At 63.3% G+C, this 16,458-nt stretch carries 13 protein-coding genes, 1 tRNA gene and 1 pseudogene; 3 read left to right on the top strand and 12 right to left on the bottom strand.

Translation table 11 applies throughout. From position 1 onward, the window contains the following. Positions 1-2: 2 nt before the first annotated feature. From ACXJMY_RS14160 to ACXJMY_RS14140, 5 genes are all read right to left on the bottom strand, one after another. Positions 3-965, bottom strand: a complete 963-nt coding sequence (locus ACXJMY_RS14160; protein WP_456619956.1) for a phosphate acetyltransferase — start codon at positions 963-965, stop codon at positions 3-5. A 23-nt stretch (positions 966-988) separates the two neighbouring features. Then, positions 989-3,217 (bottom strand): DUF3141 domain-containing protein, encoded by a 2,229-nt coding sequence (locus ACXJMY_RS14155; protein ID WP_456619955.1) that lies wholly within the window; start codon positions 3,215-3,217, stop codon positions 989-991. 64 nt (positions 3,218-3,281) lie between these two features. After that, complete coding sequence (locus ACXJMY_RS14150; RefSeq protein ID WP_456619954.1) at positions 3,282-4,388, bottom strand: AI-2E family transporter; 1,107 nt, start codon at positions 4,386-4,388, stop codon at positions 3,282-3,284. Positions 4,389-4,474: 86 nt separating this feature from the next. Next, positions 4,475-5,320, bottom strand: coding sequence for a metal-dependent phosphohydrolase (locus ACXJMY_RS14145; protein ID WP_456619953.1), 846 nt, complete (start codon positions 5,318-5,320; stop codon positions 4,475-4,477). Between the two features lie 82 nt (positions 5,321-5,402). Further along, on the bottom strand, positions 5,403-6,656 hold the full coding sequence (locus ACXJMY_RS14140) for an ATP-binding protein (RefSeq protein ID WP_456620089.1): 1,254 nt from the start codon (positions 6,654-6,656) through the stop codon (positions 5,403-5,405). Between the two features lie 297 nt (positions 6,657-6,953). Here ACXJMY_RS14140 and ACXJMY_RS14135 point away from each other — a divergent pair, with 297 nt between their 5' ends. Next, on the top strand, positions 6,954-7,487 hold the full coding sequence (locus tag ACXJMY_RS14135) for an N-acetyltransferase family protein (protein ID WP_456619952.1): 534 nt from the start codon (positions 6,954-6,956) through the stop codon (positions 7,485-7,487). Positions 7,488-7,657: 170 nt separating this feature from the next. Next, entirely contained in the window at positions 7,658-8,455 is a 798-nt protein-coding gene (allE, locus tag ACXJMY_RS14130; RefSeq protein ID WP_456619951.1) for a (S)-ureidoglycine aminohydrolase, read from the top strand. A gap of 55 nt (positions 8,456-8,510) precedes the next feature. Here the strand turns inward: allE and ACXJMY_RS14125 are convergent, their stop codons facing one another. Then, entirely contained in the window at positions 8,511-8,918 is a 408-nt protein-coding gene (locus ACXJMY_RS14125; protein WP_456619950.1) for a RidA family protein, read from the bottom strand. 195 nt (positions 8,919-9,113) lie between these two features. Continuing rightward, a tRNA-Ser gene (locus ACXJMY_RS14120) sits at positions 9,114-9,203 on the bottom strand. Positions 9,204-9,398: 195 nt separating this feature from the next. Between ACXJMY_RS14120 and ACXJMY_RS14115 the strand changes: the two genes are divergently transcribed. Continuing rightward, complete coding sequence (locus tag ACXJMY_RS14115) at positions 9,399-9,740, top strand: hypothetical protein (RefSeq protein ID WP_456619949.1); 342 nt, start codon at positions 9,399-9,401, stop codon at positions 9,738-9,740. A 140-nt stretch (positions 9,741-9,880) separates the two neighbouring features. On the opposite strand, the gene ACXJMY_RS14110 is transcribed toward ACXJMY_RS14115, so the two are convergent. The 5 genes and pseudogenes from ACXJMY_RS14110 to ACXJMY_RS14090 all read right to left on the bottom strand — a co-directional run. Next, on the bottom strand, positions 9,881-11,344 hold the full coding sequence (locus tag ACXJMY_RS14110) for a trehalose-6-phosphate synthase (RefSeq protein ID WP_456619948.1): 1,464 nt from the start codon (positions 11,342-11,344) through the stop codon (positions 9,881-9,883). Between the two features lie 250 nt (positions 11,345-11,594). Then, entirely contained in the window at positions 11,595-12,419 is an 825-nt protein-coding gene (otsB, locus tag ACXJMY_RS14105) for a trehalose-phosphatase (RefSeq protein WP_456619947.1), read from the bottom strand. Positions 12,420-12,422: 3 nt separating this feature from the next. Continuing rightward, positions 12,423-13,910, bottom strand: coding sequence for an MFS transporter (locus ACXJMY_RS14100; protein WP_456619946.1), 1,488 nt, complete (start codon positions 13,908-13,910; stop codon positions 12,423-12,425). Positions 13,911-14,506: 596 nt separating this feature from the next. After that, positions 14,507-15,796: an IS4 family transposase gene (locus ACXJMY_RS14095; RefSeq protein ID WP_456619945.1), complete on the bottom strand. Its 1,290-nt coding sequence runs from the start codon at positions 15,794-15,796 to the stop codon at positions 14,507-14,509. 414 nt (positions 15,797-16,210) lie between these two features. Then, a pseudogene (locus ACXJMY_RS14090) lies at positions 16,211-16,458 on the bottom strand (methyl-accepting chemotaxis protein); the annotation flags it as partial.

Below are 16,458 nucleotides of genomic sequence, written 5' to 3'. Positions count from 1 at the left end.
GCTCACGCGGCGATCGTTGGAGCATGCTGGCGCCGCGCGTGGGCATAGAGCGCGGCCACCGCGCAGGAGGCCATCCTCGCGCGCGCCGAATCCGCGCGCGACGTCAGGACGACGGGCACCCGGGCTCCGAGCACGATGCCGGCGCCGTCCGCCTTGGCGAAATAGGCCAGGTTCTTCGCCAGCATGTTGCCGGACTCAAGGTCGGGAACGACCAGGATCTGCGCCCGGCCGGCGACTTCGGACTTGATCCCCTTGATCCGCGCCGCCTCCATATCGATGGCGTTGTCGAACGCCAGCGGTCCGTCGAGCAGCCCCCCGGTGATCTGGCCGCGATCGGCCATCTTGCAGAGTGCCGCGGCCTCGATCGTGGACGGAATCTTCGAGGTCACCGTTTCAACGGCTGACAGGATGGCCACGCGCGGCGATTTGCCGAAGCCGGCTTCCACGTACAGATCGATCGCGTTCTGGATGATGTCCCGTTTGGCGTCGAGGTCGGGAAAGATGTTGATGGCCGCATCCGTCACAAAGATGGTTTCGGCGTAGGCCGGAACGTCCATCACGAAAACATGGCTGATGCGACGGCCGGTGCGCAGGCCGCCCACCTTGGCGGTGACGGCGCGCATCAGCTCGTCGGTGTGCAGGCTGCCCTTCATCAGCAGTTCGCCCTTGCCGGCATGGACCAGCTCGACGCCCCGGGCCGCAGATTCGTCGCTGTGCGCGGCATCGACGATCTCGAAGGCGGCAACATCGAGATCGTGCCTTGCGGCGGTATCCCGGATCTTCCTGTCGGGCCCGACCAGGATCGGCCGGATGATGCCGGCCTGTGCACTTTCGACGGCGCCACGCAACGACGTCTCATCGCAGGGATGCACGACGACGGTCGGGGCCGGCGGCACCGCCCTCGCGGCCGCGATCAAGCGGTCGTATTTGCTCGGAGACTGTGTCTGGGCCGCGTCGGCTGACATGAGACCGCTCCTTCCTGCCAATGTTACGACGCCTTCGCCTTGGGATCGAAAGGGGCGACGTTCGACGCCCTCCCCGAGGTATCGCCGACATCGAGACCGAACAGCGTCGCGACCCGCTGCAAGCGGTTCGCGCGCTCGCCCGTGATCTCCTCGCTGGCCGACAGGACCTCACTCATCGCCGCGAAGGCCGCGCGGCGACGGTCGACGTCATCGGGCAACAACTTCGGAATGGCGGCCAACGCTGCCTCCCGATCAAGCAGCAGCATGAAGAATTGCTCGCGTACCAGCATCTTGAACTCGGGTAACGTCAGTCGTGCCTCGCTGTAGTCCCGACGAACCTGACGCAGCGCCTCGATGCTTCGCTCGTCCACCATTCCCCTCGCCGACCCGACGTAGAGCAGGGCACGAATGGCCGCTTCTCGAAGTCCGCCTTCGCCGATCCTGGATTTGAGCTCGGCGATCCGCTTGTCGAGCATGGCACGATGTTCGGCCGGCATCTCTCGCGCGCGCGACGGTTCGGCCTTCGGATCTATGCCGACCGCCGCCTGGAGCACCGGTGAGCCATAGACGTTGAGGAAGATCGCCTCGCTCAGCGCCTCCTGCGAATCGCGCCAGCTGTCCAGGGCATGAACGATCTGCTTGGAAAACTGCTCCTGAAACGCCAGGAAGGGATTGTCCTTCGAAACCGGCCTGCGGTTCTCTTCCACCCCTTCCGCCGCCGACTTCACCGCGGTCATCCACGGATTCTGGCTGCTGAATGCCTCATACTGCGTCCGCAGCGGATGCAGATGGCGCATCAACTCCGCCGTCTGCGGCGCGACCATGCCCTTGATCCAGGGGTGGACGAACTTCTGATAGGTGGCGAGATTGAGTTCCGAGACGCGCTTGGCGGCGGCGAAGCGCCGCTGGTCCTCGGGCGAATTGCCGCCCATGGCGCGGATGTCGTCGAGCGCCCGCGCCTCGCAGCGCATCACCCACTGGCCGACGGCGAGATCCGCATTGGTGGTCTCGGCCCCCTTGGCTTCGAAGGTCGCCTCGTACAGGCCGGGCGGCAGCACGTCGATCAGATCGATGTTGCTGGAAAACTCCGCGTGCTCCTTCTTGGCGACGCCGCCGGAGACAAAGATGCCGAGATGGCCGATGCTTTCGTGAACGGTGTAGACGATCGTCTGCCCATAGGCCCTGATATCGTCGACGTCGGCGTAGCAATCGAGGATCCAGCCCAGCGCCTGCTGTGGCGGCGTGATGTTGTCGCCCTTCGAGCAAAACACCACGATTGGGGACCTGATGTTGCGCAGGTCCACACTCGCGCCATCCGACATCCTGATATTGCCCGCGGCGAGGTTGTTGCCGACGAAGAGCTCGTCGACGATGAACTGGATCTCCTCGGCGTTGAGATTGACGTGTCCGCCCCACCAGCGCTCGAACTCGAGATAGCGCTCGGCCTCGGTGTCGACCTTGGAATAGACGTTATACTGCTTGGTCCAGAGCGTGTTCGAAGGATTCTGGCTCTCGAAGTTCTGCACCAGCCAGGCACCATCGAACTTGCCGGCGCCGAGATCGCTGACGAGCGCCGTCAGCCAGCTTCCGCCCAACAGGCCGCCCGAATAGCGCATCGGGTATTTGCCGTGCACGCCCTCCCAATAGGCGAGCGGCGCACCGGCGATGATCAGCGGTCCGAACAGCTCAGGCCGCAGTGACGCTAGGATCATGACGGCCCAGCCGGCCTGACAATTGCCGATCACGCAGGGCTTGCCGTCTGCTTCCGGATGGCGGCTGATCACCGTCTCGATGAACAGCGCCTCGGCGTGCGCGATGCGCTCGATGGTTTGTCCCGGCATGGGTTCCGGCAGGAAGCCGATGAAGTAACAGGGGTGACCCGCCTTCATCGCGACGCCGATCTCGCTGTCGGCCTTGAATCCGCCGATGCCGGGACCATGTCCGGCGCGCGGATCGATCACCACGAACGGGCGTCGTGCTGGATCGATCTCGACATCCTTGGGCGGGATGATGCGGACCAGCGCGTAATTGACCGGCTCATCGAGCTTTCGCCCGTCGATGATCAGCTCGGCGGCATATTGCAGGACGTGCGGCGCGGTCTGGGCGACGTGCTCCCGATACTGGTCGCCGCGCCGTCGCATGACGTCGAGAAACAGGATGCTTCGTTGTCCGGCATCGACCATGTATTCGACTGCCGAAGCGACAAGTCCGGACATCGGACCACCGGGTAACGCGGGCATTTCCATGGACATGGTCCGACCTCATCGTCGTATCGATTCATTCAACGGCCGTCGCACCCGCCAGCGTTGACATAGGTCAACGCTCGACCGCCAGCTGCGGCGGCGGAACACGTTCGGTACGGATCCAGGCGACCGTCAGCTCCCAGGCCACCGACAGAATGATCGGTCCAATGAACAGGCCGATGATGCCATGGACGAGGGTTCCGCCGATCACCCCGATCAGGATGACGAGTGCGGGCGTGGTCAGGCCGCGCCCCATCACCAGCGGTTTCAGGATGTTATCGAGCACCGATACGAACACGAGAAATACCGTCAGCAGAAGTGCGATCGGAAATTCCTTGTCGGTCCATATCCAGATGATGACGGGCAGGATGACGATCGTCCCGCCGATCTGCACGATCGACAGCAACAGCACCACGAACGCCAGCAGTCCCGCGCCGCCGATGCCGGCCAGCTTGAACCCGATACCGGCCAGCAGGGATTGGACGATCGCGACGCCGATCACACCCTGGGCAACCGCACGGATGGTGGCACCGGCGAGGTCGAGAAAGTGTTCGCTCTGGTCCGGCACGATCCGTGACAGAAAATCGCGACCCGCAGCCACAAGCTGCGGGCCATACGGAAACAGGACGCCGGCCACGACCACGGACAGCAGGAATTTCACCGTTCCCACACCGGCATTGCCGGCAAATCCGAGCAAAGTCGTCGCGAAGGGCTTGAGATACGGCACGACCTCGCGCAAAAGCGAGCGAAGATTGGTCGAGGCCTGATCCCAGAGATCGAACAGCTGAGGCCCGACGAGAGGCCAATCCTTGATCGATCGAGGTGGCAAGGGAACCAGCACCTCGCCCGCTGTCATTTGCTCGGCAAGATCCCTGATCCCATCGACTGCACCCATGCCGAGCCAGGTCGCGGGTCCGATGACAATGGCGAGACTGATGAGGGTGAGGATCGCTGCCGCAAGCTTCAGCCGGCCGCCAAGGATTTTGGCAAGGCGCTGAAATACCGGATTGAGCGCGACGGCGAGCACGACGCTCCAGGCCAGGATCGGCACAAACGGACGGATCAGGAGCAGTGTCCAGACGATCAGGACCGCGAGCAAACCCAGCCGGATCACAAGCTGGATGATCTCGTCTCCGGAGATGATCTGGCGGACTGTTCTCACGGACGCGCCTTCAGCCATGCCCACGTATGTTGCAGGCAAGCCTAGTCACCGCTCTCGCGCGGCGATCTTGATCCAGATCAAGCGAGCGCCGCGGTCGGCAGCTGTTATGGCTGCGGTCCCGACAGGTTCATCTCACGCTCGGCCCGAAATACGTTGCCATAAAGACTTGCGATCCACTGGCGGCCGCGCGACGTCACGTTGAGATAACGTATCGCCGTCTGGATTTGCGGAGCGACATTGGTCCAGTAGAACTGCGGATATTTGTAGACGATGTCCGCCGGCGTCGCGTAGCCCAGCGTCTTGTTGAGCCCGATCTCCTCGAATTCGTGAAACAGCGCATTCGACTTTCTCAGATAGTTGGGATCGCCGAGCTGGCCGATCAGATCGGCGGCCCGCAGCAGCAATCCCTCCTCCTCGATCAGGCTGTCATTCGAGGACATCGTGTAGGGAAACCTTGTATATTCGATGGCACGGGCCACCCGGTCCGCATCCAGTTCTTCAACGGAATCCAGCCGCTCGAGAACGAACAGTTTCGAGCGGTCGACGTGGTAGGGAGCCAGCGCGGCGTCGGACGATCCTCGTGGCAGGCGAACGGTGCCGCCGTTCACGTCCGCAATGAACTGTTCGTCCTCATCGCCCTGAACGACGCCACGCACATACCCGATGTCGTGAGCAAGGCAGGCCAGGATGAAGTTCGCATAGTCGTTGGCCGTGGTCGGCCGCAACAGCGCCCGTCCGGTCAGGATGTCGTGCCCGGCAAGCGTCACGAGCAGCGTATGCTCGATATTGTGGTAAAGCGCGTCGCTGTTGCCGATGCACTCCAATGTGAGCTTCGCCGCGAACGGAAGCAGCTCGGTCAGGCCGGCATGCGAAGCGCCAAACCGGTCCCTGGTTTCCGCGGTTAGAAAGGCGCCCAGAGCTTGCGAGACCAATTCGGGAACTGTGATCATCCGGATATCCCTTCGGCTTTCGCAGCGTGACATCTCGCAGGTGGCCAGCATATTCCGCCGCAAGGCGAGACATTGATATGCCTCAATACCCGCCCGGAGCATCGGATTGCCCCGACAATGGCGCCCTCCTCGGAAGTATGATCCGGATGGTCGTCCCCGCGTCCGGCTCGCTTTCGAGTTTCAGTCGGCCGCCCAATTGTTCCGCCACGAGACTGTAAACGATGTGCAGACCAAGCCCGGTTGCGCCCTGATGCCGGCGGGTCGTGAAGAACGGATCGAAGGCCTGGCGCTTGATATCCGCCGGCATTCCGCACCCATCGTCGCCAACGACAAGCTCGATATGCGCATCACCGGCCGCACGCAGCTTGATATCGATGATGCCCGTCCGCCCCGCCGGGAACGCGTGCGTGATGGCATTGAAAGCGAGGTTGGTCAGGACCTGCCCGAACGGTCCGGGATAGCTCTCCATCGAAAGATTCGGCTCGCATTGAATCTGGATGCTGATATCGCAATCCCGCGACTGGCGCTGCAGGCGCGACAGAACCTGCTCCGTCAACTCGCCCGGATCGAATGTCCGCCGGTTGAACTGCCGCCGATCGGCGGCCACCTGCTTGAAGGACTGCACCAGTTCGGCGGTACGGCCAAGGTTCGTCACCAGTTGGCCCGACGCCGTGCTGATGAGATCGAGGAAATCCCGCAGGCTCGATCGCCTGAGATGGCCGCGTGCCGCCTCCGCCGCGAACATTTCCGTTCTTTGCTGGAGCGTCGAGGCGACCGTCAGGCTGCTGCCGACGGGACCGTTGATCTCATGGGCGACGCCGGCCACCAACCGTCCAAGGGCAGCGAGCTTTTCCGCCTCCACCAGGGATTCCTGGATTTCGCGCAAATCTCGCAGCGCAGTCTCCGCAGCGTCTCTGGCCTTGCGGATTTCATGTTCGGCGCGCTTGCGTTCGGTAATCTCTTCGGCGGCGACGTTGACTGCAACGATCTCGCCGCTCGGCGAACGCAGCGGGTGCCAATACGTCATCCACGAACGTTCCTCCACCTGGTCGGCGCGCTGCCCGGCCACCTCGATGCCGACCACGGGTTCTCCCGTCTCCATGATCGAGCGGACGATCTCCTCGACCGCGCCCGCGAGCGCCGGCACGCAATCCCTGACGGAGCGCCCGAGATGATCTTCGATCGATATGCCGCAGATTTCGGTGAGGCGCTGATTGATCTGAAGGTAGCGGCAGTCCGGCGACAGGCAGGCAAGGCCGATCGGCGCGGTATCATAGATCAGCTGCAACGCTGGCTGTTGCGGAAACAGCAGCACTCCGGAGGATGATTTTTGCACCGGCGGCAAGAACGCTCCGTTACAACGCTATGATCGCGGTTGGATCAGGACGGCATTGCCGTCGTCGGCGTAGCACCACCGGCCCATCACGAGATGGCCGCCTCGTTTACCCCGGTATTTTGCCACGGCGCCGGGATCCCCATTGACATAGGTCAAGGGTGCCAGCCCGAAGCAACAGCGTAGACGCAGCTGTCGCGCCGCACCCTTGATCCAGATCAAGCGCCCGCGACTGGCCAGGCCGTACACGGTCTCGGCCCGGGCAAGTGCGTCGCCCGGCCTCTCGACACCAGAACCCGCATGTCGGACATCGCCAGTTACAGTGCACAGGAGCACCTGCGCGACGGCAGCCCGGTCGAAGTTCGCGCGCTTCGGCCGGAGGACGAGGCCGACATGCTCGCCGCGCTGGACCAGACGAGCGCGCAGTCGTTGCAGCGCCGTTTCTTCGCGATGAAGCGCCATTTCTCCGACAAGGAGCGCGCCTTCTTCATGGAGGTCGACTTCAGGGATCACGTCGCTCTGGTGGTGCGGGCCGTGCAAGCCGGCCGGGACATCATCGTCGGAGGTGGTCGATACGTCGTGTTCGCGCCCGGCCGGGCCGAGATGGCCTTCGTCGTCATCGATGCCTGGCAGGGGCGAGGCGTCGCCTCCATCCTGATGGATCACCTCGGCAGGATTGCCGGCAACGCCGGATTGAACGAGCTCACGGCTGAAGTGCTGCCCGAGAACAAGGCGATGCTGACCGTGTTCGGCAAGTTCGGCTTCAAGCCGGCCCCGCACAGCGACCCGCAGACGGTCCATCTTGCGCTGCGCCTCGGGCAGGCGAGCCGGTAACCGGCCGGCCTCCGTCTCCGCTGGAGGCACAGATCGGCCGCAAGGGTGCTCGATCGCCACCCCCAGTCGCTCGAGCTGAGCAGCCGGAGTTGACAATCACCGGGCGGCGCGGCCTATCGCTAGAGCCTTCCGCTTGAATCAGACTCCCGCGCATTGACCGAGGACCTCAGATGCATCCCACCGATTTGCCTGGCCAACCCGGCGTCGTTCCTCCCGGCGCGATCGGCCATAATCGCGGCGTTGTCGGACGCAACTTCGCGTTCATGCCGCCGGAAGGCGTGTTGAAGAGCCGGCTTCCAGCGTGGAAATCCACAACCGTGCGCTTTCTGGCGGCGCCTTCGCTCGGTGCCGGTTTTGCCCAGTACATGCTGGAGATCGAGCCCGCGGGCGGTACGGCCCAGCCGATCTGTGTGGACCTGCAGCACTTCTTCTACGTCGTGGCAGGAGGCGTGGACATGACCATCGGCTCCGCCCCCCCGGTGGAGCTTGCTGTCGGCGCCTTTGTCTATGTACCGCCCGGCGTGTCCTTCACGATGTCCTGTCATCCCACCGCGCCTGCCCGCATCATCGCCGTCAAGAAGCGCTATGAGCAGGCCGAGGGCATCGCCGCCCCGACGGCGATTATCGGTCAACAACAATCCATGCCGATGACGAACCATACCGGGCTGCAGGGCCGCGGTTTCAAGCACCTGCTGCCAATGGGCGACCTGCGGTTCGACTTTGAGATGAACCTGATGTTCTTCCAGCCCGGCGTCTGCTTCCCGGCCGTCGAAACGCACATCATGGAGCACGGATTGTTCATGCTGGAGGGGCAAGGCCTGTATTATCTCGGCAATAGCTGGCACGAGATCTGGGTTGATGATTTCATCTGGATGGGATCGTTCTGTCCGCAGCAATTCTATCCCACCGGCCTGAACCACTCGGTTTATCTGCTGTACAAGAACGTCAACCGGGACGTCGTCCTCTGACGACGGCCGATGAGCGCCAGCAAGATGGGTCCGAGCGAACGAGGTTCGGGGATCTTCAGCCTGATGCTTGAGACGTGTCGCGCGCACCGGCCGGCAGAGCGGCGGTGATGATAATCTCGATCAGATCGCCATCGGGCATGACCGACTGCACGAACGACCGCACCGGCCCACAGCCCGCCGGCATCCAGCTCGCCCAGGCCTCGTCGAACGCCGGCTTGTTGTCATGGTCGGTCACCACGATCTCAGCCTTGACGATGCGCGTGCGGTCCAGACCCGCATCCTTCAGATAGGTATCGATGACGCCCAGGGCGCCCAGCGTCTGGACGCGAATGTCCTGGGTGCGATCAGGTGAAACCGCCACCGCCCACAGCAACCCGCCGCCGCCCGGCAGATGATATGTTGCTACCGCTGACTTGCTGGGCAGCTTCCTGTTCGGGATGCGCGTGATGTCGTTTCCATTCATGTCGGCTCTCGGGATTGGAGGAAATCTTCGCGATGACACCTGAAGCTGGACCGGACAGCGCGGCCGCAATCCGGGCTGGCTCCAGTGGCGGGGTTATCAACTCCTGCACCATTGCCCCCGCGCAAGGATCGAGGCCCAACAGCGATCGCGCGCGAAATAGTTCGGAATCGCAGCTTGGCGCACAAAATCGTGGGATGGCGGAGAGAGTGGGATTCGAACCCACGGTACGGTTTCCCGCACACACGCTTTCCAAGCGTGCGCCTTAAGCCACTCGGCCATCTCTCCGGAGCGCTCTCTCTTGAAGGGGCGCCAATGATTTTGCAAGGGATCGCAGGTAAATCGGGTGAATTTTCCGTAAGGTATTGTATTTTATAGCGAATCTATGACGACGCGGGGCCGCCTGGAACCGCCCGCTGACTGAACCGGAGGCGGGTTTGGCGCGACGATTCTTCAGAGAACGCCAAACCGCTTGGGGACACCATGGCCATCCGCAAGACCATCACCGCGCTAAGCCTGATTTCGGCCCTTGGCACCGCCTTCGCTGGCCCGGCCCTGGGGCAGGTCTGCACGCGGCAAGGGGGCGACGTGAGCTGCGACGACGGACGGCGCGGGGTGCTTTCGGGCGATGCGATCATCTGGCCGGACGGGACGCGGTCGAGCGCCTCGCCGCACCCGAGCGTGATCATCGGCAACAAGAGCTCGGTGCATGTCGGGCCCGGCGTGTTCGTCGGCCAGGGTAACGGCATGGTGCCGATGGACGATCCCAACGCGCCGAACAAGCGCCGCTGCGCGATTCTGGATGGCGTGTCGTATTGTTATTAGGCGCTGTACGGCACGCGAGGTTCGCCGTCATGGCCGGGTCAAGCCCGGCCGTGACGCGTAGATGAGCGTGCAAAAAGACGCGGATACCGAGCATCCGGGGGCAGCCTCTCTCCCCGCAAGAACGGGGACAGGGAGGAGGACTAGATCAGCCGCACACCGGAGATCGCCGACTTCAGCCAGCGCAGCGCCTGCGGCGGTTGCGCTGCGAGCGGAGCGACGGCGGCCTTCTCGACCCGGCATTTCTCCAGCTCGGCGACGAAATCCGCGGACCATTGCTGAATGGTGTGGCCGCGCAAGGTCTTCATCATCGCTTCCCAGCGCATCTTGCGCTCGGTGAGCGGCATCGCAGCCGCGATCGCGATCGCACGCGCCATGCCGTCGATGTCGTGCGGATTGACCAGCAGCGCACTCTCGAGCTCGTTGGCGGCACCGGCGAATTTCGACAGCACCAGCACGCCGGGATCGGCCGGGTTTTGGGCTGCGACATATTCCTTGGCAACGAGGTTCATGCCGTCATGCAGCGGCGTCACCACACCGACCTGCGCGGTGCGATAGAGGCCCGCGAGCACGGCCTGGCTAAAACCCTTGTTGAGATAGCGGATCGGCGTCCAGTCGACCTCGCCATGACGACCATTGACGTCGGTGACGAGGCGCGCGACGTCGTTCTGGAGATTGCCATAGGCCTCGATGGCGCCGCGCGAGGGGTTCGCGATCTGGAGCAGCGAGATGCCGCGCAAGAACTGCGGCTGCTCGGTCCAGAGCCGGTCGAACGCGCTGATGCGGTTGACGAGACCTTTGGAATAGTCGAGCCGGTCGACACCGATCGCGAGCCGCTCGCCGTTGAGGCTGCGGCGCAGCCGCGACACGTCGGGATGCGAGACCGATTTCGCGGCGTATGCTGCGAATTTCTCTGCATCGATGCCGATCGGAAACACTTCGCAGCGGGTGCGGCCGTGCTGCGAGACCACGACGCCGTCCTCGACGGGGAGGCCGAGCTCGCCGCCAGCATAGCTGAGGAAATTCTGGCAATCCGAGTCGGTCTGGAAGCCCAGGAGATCGTAGGCCAGCATCGCCGTGATCAGCTCGCGATGATTGGGCACACCCTGCATCACCGCAACCACCGGCCACGGCGTGTGCAGGAAGAAACCGATCGGGTCGTCGACGCCGAGATCGCGCAGCTCCGCGCCGAGCGCGAGGAAATGATAATCCTGCACCCAGAACGCGGTTCGGGGCTTGCGGAAGCGCATCAAGGCGCGCGCCATGAAGGCGTTGACCTCGCGATAGCTGACATAGTCGTCACGCGAGACGCGGATCAGATCGCTGCGCGAATGCAGCGCGGGCCAGAGCGCCGAATTGGCAAAACCTTCGTAATAGCCGCCGTAATGCGCTGCCGGCAGATCGAGCGTGGCAATAGCGCCGGTTCCGAGCGCCTCGATCTCGGCAAACGGTTCCTTATTGTGGCCATCCCACACGCGGCCCGAAGAGCCCACCCAAATCGCGCCCGAATACTCCACCACCGGAAGCAAGGCCGCAGCAAGGCCGCCCGTCATCGGTTCGTTGGGTTTGCCACGAGCAACGCGATTTGAAACGACGACTAAGTTCACAGGTCGTCCCCTCCTGTTCATTCCACCCTGTTTAACTGATGTTCATCAATATGGTTCCTGATCATCGTTTCAACGAATTGAAACCAAAATCAGGCGCGCGCGTTGAGGCTGGTTTCCCTCGCGGAACCCGGCTTTTCGCTGCAAAAGACCCAAAAGACGGAGTTTCGGTGGTGTCGCGCAGCATCCACCGCTCCACACCATGGAACTACGCGGACGACATTATGTCTGGGGCGAGGCGCCGGCCTTGCTTTCACCGCGTATCGTCGAGCAGACGCGCAAGAAAGGCGCGCACATCGCTCGGCGCATCGAAGTGGCCGTCAACGCCGAGGGCGCGGCGGCCGACCGAGAAGGCGAGCCCGTTCATGTCGGGCATGATCGCAAACACCGTTTCGTCGGTGACGTCGTCGCCGATGAAGATCGGCCGGCGTCCCTTGAAAGGCTCGTGCTTCATCAGTTCGCGCACACCGCTCGCCTTGGTGAAGCCGGAATGCTTGATCTCGCAGACGAACTTGCCGGGAAGCACCTCGATCGGCGCATTGGGCAGATCGGCACGGATCAGAGACACGGCCTCGAAGATCGCCCTCTCCGCATGCGGGGCCAGGCGATAATGCAGCGCCAGCGAATAGCCCTTGTCCTCGAGCAGAATGCCGGGGCTGAGCTTCGCGATCGCGGCGAGCCGTCGCTTCAATTCCTTGTCCATCGGCGGGGCGTGCGCGGCCACGGCTTCACTATCCGCCGACAAGCGCATTTCCGCACCGTGACCACCTACCGCACGAAAGACATCGGGTGCGAAGATCAGGTCGATATCGTTGAGCGAGCGGCCGCTGACCAGCGCCAGCGCGCCGGCGGTGCGCTCGGTCAGCCCGTTGAGCGTCTCCGACAGGCCCGGCGGCACCCAGACCTCGCGCGGCGTCGGCATCAGCTCGAGCAGCGTACCGTCGATGTCGAGCAGGATCGCGGTCTCGTCGAGATGCGGCACGAGCGCGTGCGGCACCGGCACCGTTTCCGGCTTGTCATTGTCGTTGCGCGTGGTCAGTTCGTCGTCCAAAGGCATTTCCGCAAGTTCCGACTTCATATCCTACTCCATAAGGGCGAGCGGCCGCGCGATTTGTTCGAGCGATTTGCGCTCCGCCGGGACGGCATAGCGCCACGCCACGATCGCGGCCGCGATCATCAGCACGGCCCCCAGCAAATAACCGGCGAACACGCTGTTGCGCGATCCCGTGTCGATCAGCGCCCCGAACAGCGCGGGCCCGATCACACCGCCGATGCCGGTGCCGACCGCGTAGAACACCGCGATCGCCAATGCGCGGACTTCGAGGGGGAACGTCTCGCTGACGGTGAGATAGGCTGCGCTCGCAGCCGGCGATGCAAAGAAGAAGATCACCATCCAGGCGATGGTCTGCCCTTGCGCGCTCAGCGCGCCGATCGAGAACAGATAACCGGACAGCGCCAGCAGCAGGCCGGAAACGCCGTAGGTGAACATGATCATGGCGCGGCGGCCGAGCGTGTCAAACAGGCGGCCGAGCAGCAGCGGGCCGAGGAAATTGCCGGCGGCGAACGGCAACAGATACCAGCCGACATGATCGGCGCTGATGCCGTAGAAATCGGTCAGCACCAGCGCGAAGGTGAAGAAGATCGCGTTGTAGAAGAAGGCCTGCGCGATCATCAGCACCAGGCCGACGACCGACCGCTGGCGATAGGTGAAGAACAGCGTGTGCACGACCTCGGTGATCGGGGTGTGAGTGCGCATCTTGAGACGGATCTTCGCAAAACCTGCATCACGACCATCCTGCCGATGTCCGACCACCGATCGCTCGATCTCATCGACGATTTCATGCGCCTGTTCCGGGCGGCCGTGGATCATCAGCCAGCGCGGGCTCTCCGGAATCCACATCCGCATCAGCAACACGACGAGGCCGATGGCCGCGCCGATGAGATAGGCGAGGCGCCAGCCGAGATCCGGCCCCAGCAATGCGGGGTCGAGCAGCACGATGGCGGCCACGGCGCCCATCGCCGCGCCGATCCAGAAGCTTCCGTTGATGACGAGATCGGTCCAGCCGCGATAGCGCGCCGGCACCAGTTCCTGGATGGTCGAATTGATCGCGGTGTATTCGCCGCCGATGCCGGCGCCGGTGAGAAAACGGAACAATGCGTAGCTCGCGATATCCCAGGACAGCGCGGTCGCGGCCGTCGCAGACAAATAGAGCGCGAGCGTGATGAAGAACAGTTTTTTCCGGCCGATGCGGTCGGTGAGCCAGCCGAAGCCGAGCGCACCGAGCACCGCGCCGGCGAGATAGGCCGAGTTGGCGATGCCGAGGTCGAGATTGGAGAACTGCAGCGACGGGCTCTGCTTCAGCGCGCCGGACAGCGCGCCGGCCAGCGTCACCTCGAGCCCATCGAGGATCCAGGTGATACCGAGCGCGAGCACGACACGGGTGTGAAAGCCGCTCCACGGCAGCGCATCGAGCCGCGACGGAATGCTGGTCTCGACGATACGATCGGTCGCGGCTGCCGCCGAGACCGCAGGACCAAAATTCAGCGCTGGGCTTTGCTGCAATTCCATCGCGTTGTTGCATCTCGCCAATACGTGCGGCCCCGGTTCACATGATGTGGACGGGGGCGATCCGATCATGGGGGTGCGGCATTCCGCCTGCCACCTGCGACAACGTCCGCGACAACGGCAGGTTCCCACAGGAACACCGGCCAAGACCGTCCGTTTCCGACGCAGCCGCAACGAGTTGACGCATGGCTCAAGTCAGAAAGACGACACATTCGCGAAACAGCGGCGCGCGATTGGAGCGGGCGAAGGTGGAGTTGAAGCGGAGGTTTGGGAGAGAGGGAGACTCGGACGGCGATCTTGACTCCGCCGTCGTCCCGGCGAAGGCCGGGACCCATACTGCGTGATCTATCAGTTGCGGAAGGTATGCGTACCGAACAACAACTCTTCGCCAAACCACATCTTGTGGTTATGGGTCCCGGCCTCCGCCGGGACGACACGGGAGAGTGTGGCGACGTCAACCTATTCACGTCGTCCTGGACAAGCGAGCGGAGCGAGCGATGGTCCAGGACCCATTACCACAGGGAGTAGTCGGGCGACGATTCGAAGTTACCCGTTCGCGCCACGACTCCTCCCTGGGGTTATGGGTCCCGGCCTCCGCCCTAGGGCATGCACACATCTCTAAGGCTCCATCCGGCTGCGAGGCCATGGAAGTATTGGAGACCATTGCTGAAGGTGATGGGACCTGGCGGCCTGGAAGATGGATAGCCATCCCAACCGCCGAGGCGGCCGATGATCCAGGCGGCCCAGGCCAGGCTGTCAGGCGGATGCGGGTTCTTCAGCCGCTTACTTTTGGCTTCGTACTGCTGGTTCAGGGCCGTCAGCGTAGCCATCTCGCTGGTGTTGAAGGCGATATGGATGGACTGCTGTCTGCCGTCACGCGCTTGCAGGAGCTGGATGGTGATCACAGCCGCCTTGGCAGCGATGGCAACCAGTTTCAGAAGCCGGTCAGCGGTCCCAATTTGGCTGTCTTCAAGCTTGAGCCCTTGTGTCTTGAGGACACGGAAGAACTGCTCGATGATCCAGCGCTGCTTGTACCATTCGACGATACGCCAGGCGTCGTCTGCACCGGCGACCCCGTGAGAGGTGAGAAGACACCAGCGCAGCGGTTCGACGTCGGAGCCGGCGTTGATCTCGCGGACGTCAACGACGGCCAGATGTAAGCTTTCCGGCAAATGGCGCAGGAACTTGCTTTGCGGCCGAGCCAGTTCGATTGCACCAAAGCGAAGTTCGAGGTTGGCCTGACGTGCCGGCCGCTGCGCTCTCGGAGGCAATTGGACCGTACGACGCTCCATCGCCACCATAGCCTCGATGGCCGCATACAAGCCCGCCATGTCGGCCAGCTTGCGATCATGCATGCTGCGGGCGATCACGTGATAGCCCTGCTCGGCCGCGCTGGCATAAAGGGCAAAGATGTCACTCTCGCGGTCACCAAGCAGGGTCACCCTTGCGGCTTTCGCAAGCAGCGGCTTGGCCGCAAGGGCGGTGGCAGTCCAGCGCTGCGATTCCTTGTCCGACAGCTCGCGGCTGTCATGCGAGACGGTCCGACGGCCCTCACGCGTCCACACTTCGCCGCTCAAAAGTCCCAGGCAGGTGCCATTGTCTGCATCTACCGCCAGCAACGGGTGCAGCAGCACGCCGTGGTTATTGCCCTTGCCGATCTCCCCAAGCCCGCGACGGCGTTGCGGTGTGGTGTTGAAGTGGGTCTCACTGGTGTCCTGGATCGCCAAAACGTGGCGGCCCGCGACGGCTGCAACCGTGCTTCCACTCCAGCTTTCGATGATCCGCTCCGCTGTCACCTTGGCATGACCGAGAAAGCGGTTGAACCGCACCTCCAGGCTACGGTCGCCTCTGGAAAGCTGCCGGAGGCAGACATTCTTGCCAGCAACCATGCGTCCGACAAGCGCCGCCCCCCTTTATCGAGACGACGATCCCCGAACCGGCCTAGCGTCCAGTCAATTCGTGACAACATGGCGGCACCTCTATCCGATCAGAAGTGCCGCAATAGAGATCACACGGATTCCCGATTCTGGAACTCCTTACCCGCGACCCGAGTCAATCCGCCGCACCAGATGTGTGCATGCCCTAGGGCCTCCGCCGGGACGACACGGGAGAGTGTGGCGACGTCAACCTATCCACGTCGTCCTGGACAAGCGAGCGGAGCGAGCGACGGTCCAGGACCCATTACCACAGGGAGTAGTTTGGCGAAGATTCGGAGTTACCAGTTCGCGCCACGACTCCTCCCTGGGGTAATGGGTCCTGGCTTTCGCCAGGACGACAAGGGAGAGTGGTGCGGCGGCTGAGCCTTACGCTGCCCTGATATTCGCCATGAAGCGGTCGAGCTCGGCGCGCAGGCGGGTGCTCTCGGACGACAGCGTCTTGGCCGAGTTCAGCACCTCTTCCGAGGCCGAGCCGGTCTCGGCGGCGCCGCGGTTGACCTGGCCGATGTCGGTGGCGGCGGTCTGAGTGCCCTGCGCGACGGTCTGGACGCTGCGGGCGATCTCCTGGGTGGCGGCACCCTGCTGCTCCACCGCGCTCGCGATGGAGGTCGAGA

It is taken from the genome of Bradyrhizobium sp. P5_C12 (assembly GCF_054049735.1).
This window is presented reverse-complemented; position numbering and strand designations above follow the sequence as displayed.